This window comes from Glycomyces dulcitolivorans (assembly GCF_003265355.1).
Taxonomy (GTDB): Bacteria; Actinomycetota; Actinomycetes; order Mycobacteriales; family Micromonosporaceae; genus Glycomyces; species Glycomyces dulcitolivorans.
This window is the reverse complement of record NZ_QFRW01000039.1, coordinates 2,203-10,436: the sequence shown is the minus strand read 5'-3', so window position 1 is coordinate 10,436 and position 8,234 is coordinate 2,203. Positions and strand designations below refer to the sequence as shown.

Here is an 8,234-nt window from a genome sequence, read left to right as displayed (position 1 = left end):
GGCGCCCTCGGCGGCGGCGCGCGCGGCGGACACGAGCCCGAACGGCGCGGCCTTGCGCGCCGCTGACGCGGCCGCTTCGGCGACGGTGAGGATCGTCCCGGCCATGGGGACGGCGACGGCGCCGGTGGCGGCGTCGGTGGCCGAGCGCAGGCCTGCGGCGAAGCCTTTGGCGTCGACCGCGTCGGCGTTCCACGCGTCGGCGAGGCCGCGCAGCATCTGCGCGAGGATCACCCCGGAGTTCCCGCGCGCCGACAGCAGTGCCCGTCCGGCGGCCTCGTCGAGCAGCGCTTCGAGCCCGAGGCCCGGCGTCCCGCCCTGGAAGGCGGCCTGGAGGGTCGCGACCATGTTCGTCGCGGTGTCGGAGTCGGCTACGGGGAACACGTTCAGTTCGTCGACGCCGCGCCGGTGGCGGGTCAACGTGTCGATGCCGCGCGCGGCCCACTCGCGCATGATGTCCGCGTCGAGGGCCTGGCGTCCGGTCTCAGGGATTTCCACCACGGGCCATGAGGATACGCCTCCGGGGGAGGACGCGGTACCGCTCGGTGCCGCGTTCTCCCCCGGAGTTGGTCGTACTAGGGGCCGAAGCTGATGCTGGTGCGGGCCGCTTCCAGGGCCTCGACCTGCTCGGGGGTGGCCGTGCCGACGAAGCCGACATAGGCGCTGCCGTTCTGGACGACCGCGGTCATGACGGTGTTCCCGGCGACGGTGAACGTGTTGAAGTACGCGGCGCGGGCGTCCACGCGGTACTGGCCGCCGGAGGCGCCCTCGGCCGCGCCGCCGGCCCATTCGGCGGCGAGGTTCTGGAGGTTCGTGCCGAGCGCCTCCAGGTTGACGTCCTCGCCGGCGCCGATCGCGCCGTTGTCGAGGGTCCCGAAGTAGACGGTCGGGCCGGTGCCGCCGAGCACGCTGCCGGTGACGTCTGCGAACCCGCCGGGCGGGGTCGTGGCCTCGGTCGAGCCCTCGGGGACGAGGACACTCAGGCCGGAGCCCTCGTTGGCGAGGACGGTGGTCGCGGCCGGGGCCTCGGGCTCCTCGGACGGCGCCTCGGAGGTGGCCTCGCCGCTCGGCGAAGCCTCACCGGAAGCGGACTCCTCGGCGGACGGCTCGGCCTCCTGCGAGGTGCCCTCGATCGTCCCGGTCGTATCGCCGCCCGGGTCGTCGCCCGGGTTGAACAGGATGAAGCCGCCCACGCCCAGGGCGACCGCGATGACGACGACGCCGACGAGCAGGAGCCACATCGGGCCCTTGCCGCCCTTCTTCTTGCGCTTGATGGTGTCCGGCGCGCCCCACGGCTGCGCCCCGCCGCCGCCGGAGACCGGGACGAGCTGGCCGCCCTGGGGGCCGAACTGGCCCCCGCCGAACGGCGGCTGGCCGTACGGAGGCTGCGACTGGCCGTAAGGCGGCTGCTGGCCGTACTGGACCGGGCTCGACACCGGCATCCCCGAGGCCGGGATCGACGACACCGGCGGCATCCCGGACACCGGCATTCCGGAGACCGGCACCCCGCCGCCGCCTCCGAACGGGTCGGCCGCAGGCATCTGGGGCGGCATCTGCTGAGGGGACATCTGCGGCTGGTCGAAGGGCGAGATCGGGACGCCCGGGGGCGGGCCGAACGGCGGCGGCGACTGCTGGCCGGGGCCGCCCACGTACTTCACGGTCCCGTCGGCCTCGACCGGGCCCTGTTGCTGCTGGCTCATCCCCGACATCCGCTGGCTCTCGGGCGACCACGGCGGCGGTTCCTCCGGCGGCTGCTCGTTGGGGCGGTACACCGGGGGCTGTTGCGGGGACTGCCATCCGTCGGCAGGCTGCTGCGGGGTGTTGCTCATGTTCGACTCACCAAAGAAGCTATGGGCATCGGCACATCATCTGTATGCGGCCAGCCTACGGGATTACCGCCCATCCTAGAGTCACCGACGGTAGCGGACCGCGGCAGCCGCCACAGTACAGAGCAGTGGAGAGACGTCCTCGAAGGACGCGCCGACGCGGCTGTGGCGCAGGTCCCCTGACCTGGATGGGCGGGGGTTCTCCGGGTCCGTTAGAATTGCCGGGTTGCCCGCCTTCAGGCGGGTCGAATGAACGTCAAGCAGGAGTTTTGGATTATGTCGAGCGTGTGTGAAGTCTGTGCCAAGCGCCCCGGCTTCGGCAACAACGTCCCGTGGTCCCACAAGAAGACCCGTCGTCGTTGGAACCCGAACCTGCAGACCATCCGCATCGCGACTGGCTCCGGCGACAACAAGCGCCGCGCCAAGGTCTGCACCTCGTGCATCAAGGCCGGCAAGGTCACCCGCTAAGGGCTGACGCCGAAAAGGCTTACGCCGCCGGGGCTCGCCCCCGGCGGCGCTTTGTCGTACCCGGAGGTCGGGCTGGACACCGCCGGTCGCCGCGCTGCGGTGGCGGGCCGACCGCCGAAACCAGGTGATCCTCGCAACGCCCGGGCTGCGGCCCGGGCGTTTTCGTCGTACCTGGGCGGGAGGCTGAGGAGCTATACCCACCCAGGGTGGGTAGACCTCCCCGCCCGGCCAGGCGCGATCCTCCGGCCCGGGGATTCGCTCAGGTCGTCGCGAAGTGGTCCCAGCCGGTCGGGCCGGTCCAGCGGCGGCCGTCGACCGTCACCCCTGTTCCGTCGGCGACGGTGCCGATGCGGCGCCAGCCCTCCGGGAGAAGCACGTCGGCCGGAAATGCCGCTGCCAGCGCGTGGTCCTCGCCGCCGGTGAGGAGCCAGCGGCGGGCGTCGGAGCCGAGGGCTTCGGCGGCGTTGCGCATCGGTTCGGGGATGGGAAGCGCGGTGGTGTCGACGTCGATCGCGACGCCCGAAGCGGACGCGATGTGGCCGAGGTCGGCGAGGAGGCCGTCGGAGACGTCGATCATGGCGTTGACGCCCATGAGGGCCGCGTCGCGCGCGGCCGCGTACGGCGGTTGGGGTCGGCGGTAGGCGCCGACGAGGGCGCCCGGGGAGCGGAAGCCGCGGGAGAGGACGTTGAGGCCGCCGGCGGCCCAGCCGAGCTTGCCGGCGAGGGCGATGACATCACCGGAGCGGGCGCCGCTGCGTGTGACCGGGGCGCGGCCTTCGAGGTCGCCGAGGGCGGTGACGGTGATCGTGAGCTGCTCGCCGCGGGTGGTGTCGCCGCCGACGACGGCGGCGCCGACTGCGGCGGCCTCGTCGGCGAGGCCGATCGCGAGTCCTTCGAGCCAGTCGGCGGGCGTGTCCTGGGGCGCGCAGACGGCGGCGAGGAGGGCGGTGGGCCGCGCGCCCATGGCGGCGATGTCGGCGAGGTTGACGGCGGCGGCCTTGTGGCCGACGTCGGTCGCGGAGCACCAGTCGCGGCGGAAGTGGTTGCCTTCGACGAGCATGTCGGTGCAGGCGACGACCCGCCCGTCGGGGGCGGCGACGACGGCGGCGTCGTCGCCGGGGCCGAGCAGCACCGCGTCGGTGGTGCCGAAGTGTCGGGTGAAGCGCTCGATGAGGCGGAATTCGCCGACCTCGGCGACGGTCTCGCTCACGGTCGGATCATTCCTCGGTCGCTTGAAGGTCGGTGGATCACTGGGTAATCTTCGCTCAACGGCGAACGGGAAGCGGTCAGGCCCGCCCGTGTCGGGTCGGGGCCCACGTCCGCTCATGCCGCACGGGGAGGTGGCCTGTGATGGTGCAGGCGTACATGCTCATCCAGACCGAGGTCGGCATGGCCGACTCGGTCACCGAGGCCGTGTCCGGGATCGAGGGCGTGGTCCGGGTCGACGCCGTGACCGGCGCATACGACGTGGTCGTGCTCACCGAGGCCGCCACCGCCGACCACCTGGGGCAGGCGGTGGTGAGTAGAGTCCAGCGGGTGGCGGGCATTACCCGCACGCTGACCTGTTCGATCCTCAAGATCTGAGGGGGCGCCCGGTGGGCGAGTCGAGGCTTCCCGCGGTCATCGCGACCGCGGTGGCGGTGCCGGTGGCGGCCGTCGCGGGCGTGCTGATCTACAACGCGATGGTGCCGGTGGCCGAGGAGCACTCGGACCTGGTGCAGGCGGACCTGTCGCCGGTGTCGGTGGCCGTGCCGGAGCTGAGCGAAGAGGACGCCGTCATCTGCCTGGCGCTCACGGCGACCGCGCCCGCCGAGGCGGGCGGCCTGGAGGCGCGCCCGGTCGAGGGCGGCGAGGGCGCGGCCGAGGCGGTGCTCGCGTACGGCGACCCGGCGACGGTGGCGACCTGCGGCGCCGAGGCGGTCGCGGTCGAGGACACCGCGGCGGTGTACAAGCTCAACGGGGTCTGCTGGTACTCGGACGAGGCGGGTCTGGAGTGGACGACGCTGGACCGGCAGGTGCCGGTCGGCGTGAGCGTCCCCGAGGAGAACGAGCAGCCGGTGGACGTGCTCAACGACCTGTCGAAGGTCATCGCCGACAAGGTCCCGGCCGCAGCGGAAGCGCCGTCCGGGTGCGCGTGAGCGCGGTTTCTTGAGGCGCGGTCCGGTGACGCAGGTGCTGGACCGGGCGTTCTTCGCCCGGGACTCGGTGGTGGTGGCTCCGGAGCTGCTGGGCTGCATCGTGACCGCGAACGGCGTGTCGGTGCGGTTGACGGAGGTCGAGGCGTACCGCGAGGACGATCCGGCCTCGCATTCCTTCCGCGGGCCGACGAAGCGCACGGCGGTGATGTTCGGTCCCGCCGGGTTCCTGTACGTGTACTTCACCTACGGCATGCACTTCTGCGCGAACCTGGTGTGCGGGGACGACGGGACGGGCGCGGCGGTGCTGCTGCGCGCCGGCGAAGTCGTCGAGGGCGAGGCGCTCGCGCGCGGGCGGCGCGGTGAGGCGGTCAAGGACCGGGACCTCGCGCGGGGCCCGGCGCGGCTGGCGCAGGCGATGGGCTGGGACCGGTCGGACGACGGCCGCGACATGATCGGCGCGGTGAGCAAGAGCGGAACGGCGGCCTCGGTCGCGGGCCCGCGGACCGGCATCACGAAGGCGGCCGACACGCCTTGGCGCTTCGCGATCCCGGGCGACCGGTTCGTGTCCCCGTACAAGCGGCACCCGAAGGCGCCCGCGGCACCGTAACTCCAGTCGGACGTCGAAGAACGGCGAGCGCATCAGGTCGCGGAACGCCTCCAGGGCACCGTCATCGAGGTGGATCTCGGAGTTCCTGCCGCCGTTCGAATCCGAGGGCGTCTCGAAGTACACGATCGCCTTCAGGCGCGGGTAGTGCGCCATCTGGTACCGCGCGGCCTGGAAGACCGCGGCCTGGTGGTCGGGGTACTGCTCCTCGTGGAACACGCCCCATTCGGCGAGCATCATCGGCTTGGCCGGGTGCTCCTTGGCGACCCAGTGGTAGAACCCGGGCCAAGCCGTGTCGCCCTTGGTCTGGTCGACGATCTCGCCGAAGTCCGAGCGGCCGTCGTCGTGGAGGGACTGGCCGTAGCCCGACAGGCCGATCCAGTCGACGACGTCGTCGCCCGGGTACAGCTGGTCGTGCCAGGGCTTCTCGACCCACTTGAGGTAGCCCATGTAGTTCATGACCGACACGAGGTTGTCGACCCCGTTGGCGCGCAGGCGCTCCACGACGTACCGGAACATGGCCGCGTAGTCGGCGGCCTCCATGCCCGAACCCTCCCGCTGGACCACGTCGTTCTCGGGTTCGTGGTGGACGGTGAAGAAGAACGGCTTGTCGAAGTTCGCGGTGATGTGGGCCGCGAGCCGGTCGAGGTACGCGTCGACCTCGGGGTCGCCCGCGGCGATCTCGGCCCACGAGGCCATGCGCGGCTTCCAGTTGATGAAGAGCGTGCGCGGGCGCTCGGGGTCCTCGGTCAGCGCGATCTGCGCGTCGGTCGGGAACAGGCGGTCGTCACCGCGCTCGTACGCGTGGTAGATCTGCTGCGTGTGCTGGACGCGCTCCTCGAACGCGAGCAGCTCGTCCTCCTTGACGCGGCTGGTGTGCGCGGCCGGGGCGACGCCGACGAGGGCGCCGCACGTCGGGATGAGCTTGTCGCCGGTGGAGCAGACGCTCAGCTGGTCCTCGGACTGGCCGGACTCGGGCAGCGGCTCGGTCGGCTCGGCGGCCGGGAGGCCCGGGACCGCGGACGGGTCGGTCGACGGGCTCGGCGAGCCGGCCGGGTCCGCCGGGTTGACGGGCGGGTCGGCCGGTGCCGGGGACCCGGTCGGGGACGGTGAGCCGCTCGGCGTGGGCGAGCCGGTCGGGAGCGGCGAGTCGGTGGGCGCGTCCGAAGGGGACGGCGACGGGCTCGGCGGCAGGTCCACCGGGGCCGTCGGCGGCGCGGTCGGCGGGAGCGGGCCGGTCGGGGCGTCCGGTTCAGAGACCGTGCGCAGGGCCGGGCCCGTGTTGTACTCAGCGCCTTCGAGTTCCAGGTACGCCTTGCGGTCGGGGCTGGTGACGGCGAATCCGTAGCGGCCGGGGGCGTTGATCGCACCGGTCACGTCGAAGACGATCTCGGTGGTCGCGGCGTTGACCTCGACGGCGTCCCAGACGGTGCCGTACGGCGGCGCGGTGGCGGCGGTGAGCGAGCACAGGCAGCTCACCGGGTGCACCGAGGCGACCTCGACGGTCATGCCCTCGGAGTCGGGCGGGACCGCGACGGGCAGGCGGAGCTCGGCGGTGTGCGCGGGCCGGACCGTGGTCTCGTCGACGGCGAACTGGAGGTGGGCGACCGCGATGCCGAGGTCGTCGGAGTAGCCGACGGGCAGCACGGCGGGCGCGTCGGGCGCGCGGCCCTCCACGGCGGTCGCGGTGAACGAGGCCGCGAGCGGCCGGTGGTCGACCGTGCCCTCGCCGCCCTCCCAGGCCTCGCGGACGGCGTCGCCGAAGCGGCCGTCGCCCGAGCCGACCCCGTATCCGACGACGAAACCCGCCAGGACCAGCGGGAGGACCGCCAGGACGGTCACGATCCCGCGTCCGGTCGCGAGCGGAAGTCGCTGCCGCGCGTCGGTGCCGCTCATCGTCCACCTTCTTCCGTCCAATGTGATCCGGACTCAATATTGCGAATCACCATATTAGCGAACAAATTGCTTTCTACTCGCCTCCTCTCCCATTTACAACCCCCGTCGCGCGTGGCGCGGCGCGGCCGTCACCTAACGGACACATCGCTCGTTACTCATTCGAGATCCCTAGAACGAGAAAGGGCTTCGCGTTGAGGACCCCTGCCGCCCGCACGCTCGCCGATTACGGCGTCATCGTCCGCCGCTCCTGGTGGCTCGTCGCGGGCACCGTCGCCGCGGCGCTCGCCGCAGGCGTGGCCTACACCGAGCTGAGCCAGGAGGTCTACGAGTCCACCGCTTCGGTGCTGGTGCTGCCGACAGCGGGCGACACCGAGGTCCAAGGGGCCCGCACCGCCGGACAGGTCAACCTGGACACCGAGGCGCAGCTGGTCAAGTCCACGGAGGTCGCCGAGGCGGCCGCCGCGGCGCTCGGGGCCGACCCGGCCGCCGACCTCGTCTCCCAGGTGTCGGTCACCGTGCCGCCCAACACCGCGGTCCTGGAGATCAGCTTCAAGGGCGGCACCCCGCAGGCGGCGCAGGAGGGCACGGTCGCGTTCAGCGAGGCGTACCTCGCGCACCGGCTCACCGGGGCCACCGCGTCGATCGAACGCGAGATCGGCGCCGCGAACGTCGAGCTGGAGACCGTCAAGGCCGAGATCGCGTCGGCCGAGGACCGCCTCGACGGCATGGACGCCGGCGCGGGCGGCCGCTCCGGGCTCGAATCCGATCTGGAGGACCTGGAGAGCCAGGCCGCCGAGATCGAGGCGTCCGTCGCGGGCCTCCAGGCCCAGGCCGAGGCCGTCTCGCCGGGCCGGGTCATCAACCAGGCGTCGCTGCCGACCGCGCCGATCAGCCCGAACGCAATGTTCAACCTCGCCGCGGCCCTCGGCGCCGGGCTCCCGCTGGGCCTCATGCTCGCGTGGGCGCGGCACCGCCTGGCGCGCAAGGTGTCCTACCCGGCCGACCTGGTCGACCGGTGCGAACTCGACGTCCTCGCCTCCGTGCCGCCGGCCGTGAAGTTCCAGCGCCGCGAGGTCTTCGGCGCCTACAGCCCCGGCGGGCGCGTGTTCTCGCAGCTGCGGAACATCGTCGCCTCCCAGCTCACCCACGACCAGCGCGTCATCGTCGTCGCCGGGGTCGCGCCCGGACCGGCCGCGAGCGTCGTCGCCGCGAACCTCGCCACCGCCATGGCCCGCGCGGGCGACCGCGTGACCGCGGTGGCCGCCAACCCGAGCACCACCGTCGGCCTGCCGGAGCTGTTCGGCA

The 8,234-nt window shown here is 72.6% G+C and carries 8 protein-coding genes; 5 read left to right on the top strand and 3 right to left on the bottom strand.

Going from position 1 to position 8,234, the window contains the following annotated elements; all coding sequences use genetic code 11:
* Positions 1-498: DAK2 domain-containing protein (locus DI269_RS27540; RefSeq protein ID WP_198667076.1), on the bottom strand; the 498-nt coding region annotated here is incomplete at its 3' end.
* Between the two features lie 74 nt (positions 499-572).
* Entirely contained in the window at positions 573-1,826 is a 1,254-nt protein-coding gene (locus DI269_RS27535) for a hypothetical protein (protein ID WP_198667075.1), read from the bottom strand.
* Between the two features lie 273 nt (positions 1,827-2,099).
* Between DI269_RS27535 and rpmB the strand changes: the two genes are divergently transcribed.
* On the top strand, positions 2,100-2,291 hold the full coding sequence (gene rpmB / locus DI269_RS02290) for a 50S ribosomal protein L28 (protein WP_030157716.1): 192 nt from the start codon (positions 2,100-2,102) through the stop codon (positions 2,289-2,291).
* A 259-nt stretch (positions 2,292-2,550) separates the two neighbouring features.
* On the opposite strand, the gene DI269_RS02285 is transcribed toward rpmB, so the two are convergent.
* Positions 2,551-3,501 (bottom strand): thiamine-phosphate kinase, encoded by a 951-nt coding sequence (locus DI269_RS02285; protein WP_232822583.1) that lies wholly within the window; start codon positions 3,499-3,501, stop codon positions 2,551-2,553.
* Between the two features lie 140 nt (positions 3,502-3,641).
* Here DI269_RS02285 and DI269_RS02280 point away from each other — a divergent pair, with 140 nt between their 5' ends.
* The 4 genes from DI269_RS02280 to DI269_RS27530 form a co-directional block, all read left to right on the top strand.
* On the top strand, positions 3,642-3,875 hold the full coding sequence (locus DI269_RS02280; RefSeq protein WP_112133526.1) for an Lrp/AsnC ligand binding domain-containing protein: 234 nt from the start codon (positions 3,642-3,644) through the stop codon (positions 3,873-3,875).
* Positions 3,876-3,886: 11 nt separating this feature from the next.
* Positions 3,887-4,429 carry a DUF3515 family protein gene (locus DI269_RS02275; RefSeq protein WP_157974714.1) on the top strand — a complete coding sequence of 181 codons (543 nt, stop codon included), beginning with the start codon at positions 3,887-3,889 and terminating at the stop codon, positions 4,427-4,429.
* 34 nt (positions 4,430-4,463) lie between these two features.
* The gene (locus DI269_RS26720; RefSeq protein ID WP_157974716.1) at positions 4,464-5,036 is read left to right on the top strand and encodes a DNA-3-methyladenine glycosylase; all 573 of its coding nucleotides are present in this window, start codon (positions 4,464-4,466) and stop codon (positions 5,034-5,036) included.
* Positions 5,037-7,120: 2,084 nt separating this feature from the next.
* On the top strand, positions 7,121-8,234 hold a 1,114-nt coding region (locus tag DI269_RS27530), incomplete at its 3' end, for a Wzz/FepE/Etk N-terminal domain-containing protein (RefSeq protein ID WP_198667074.1).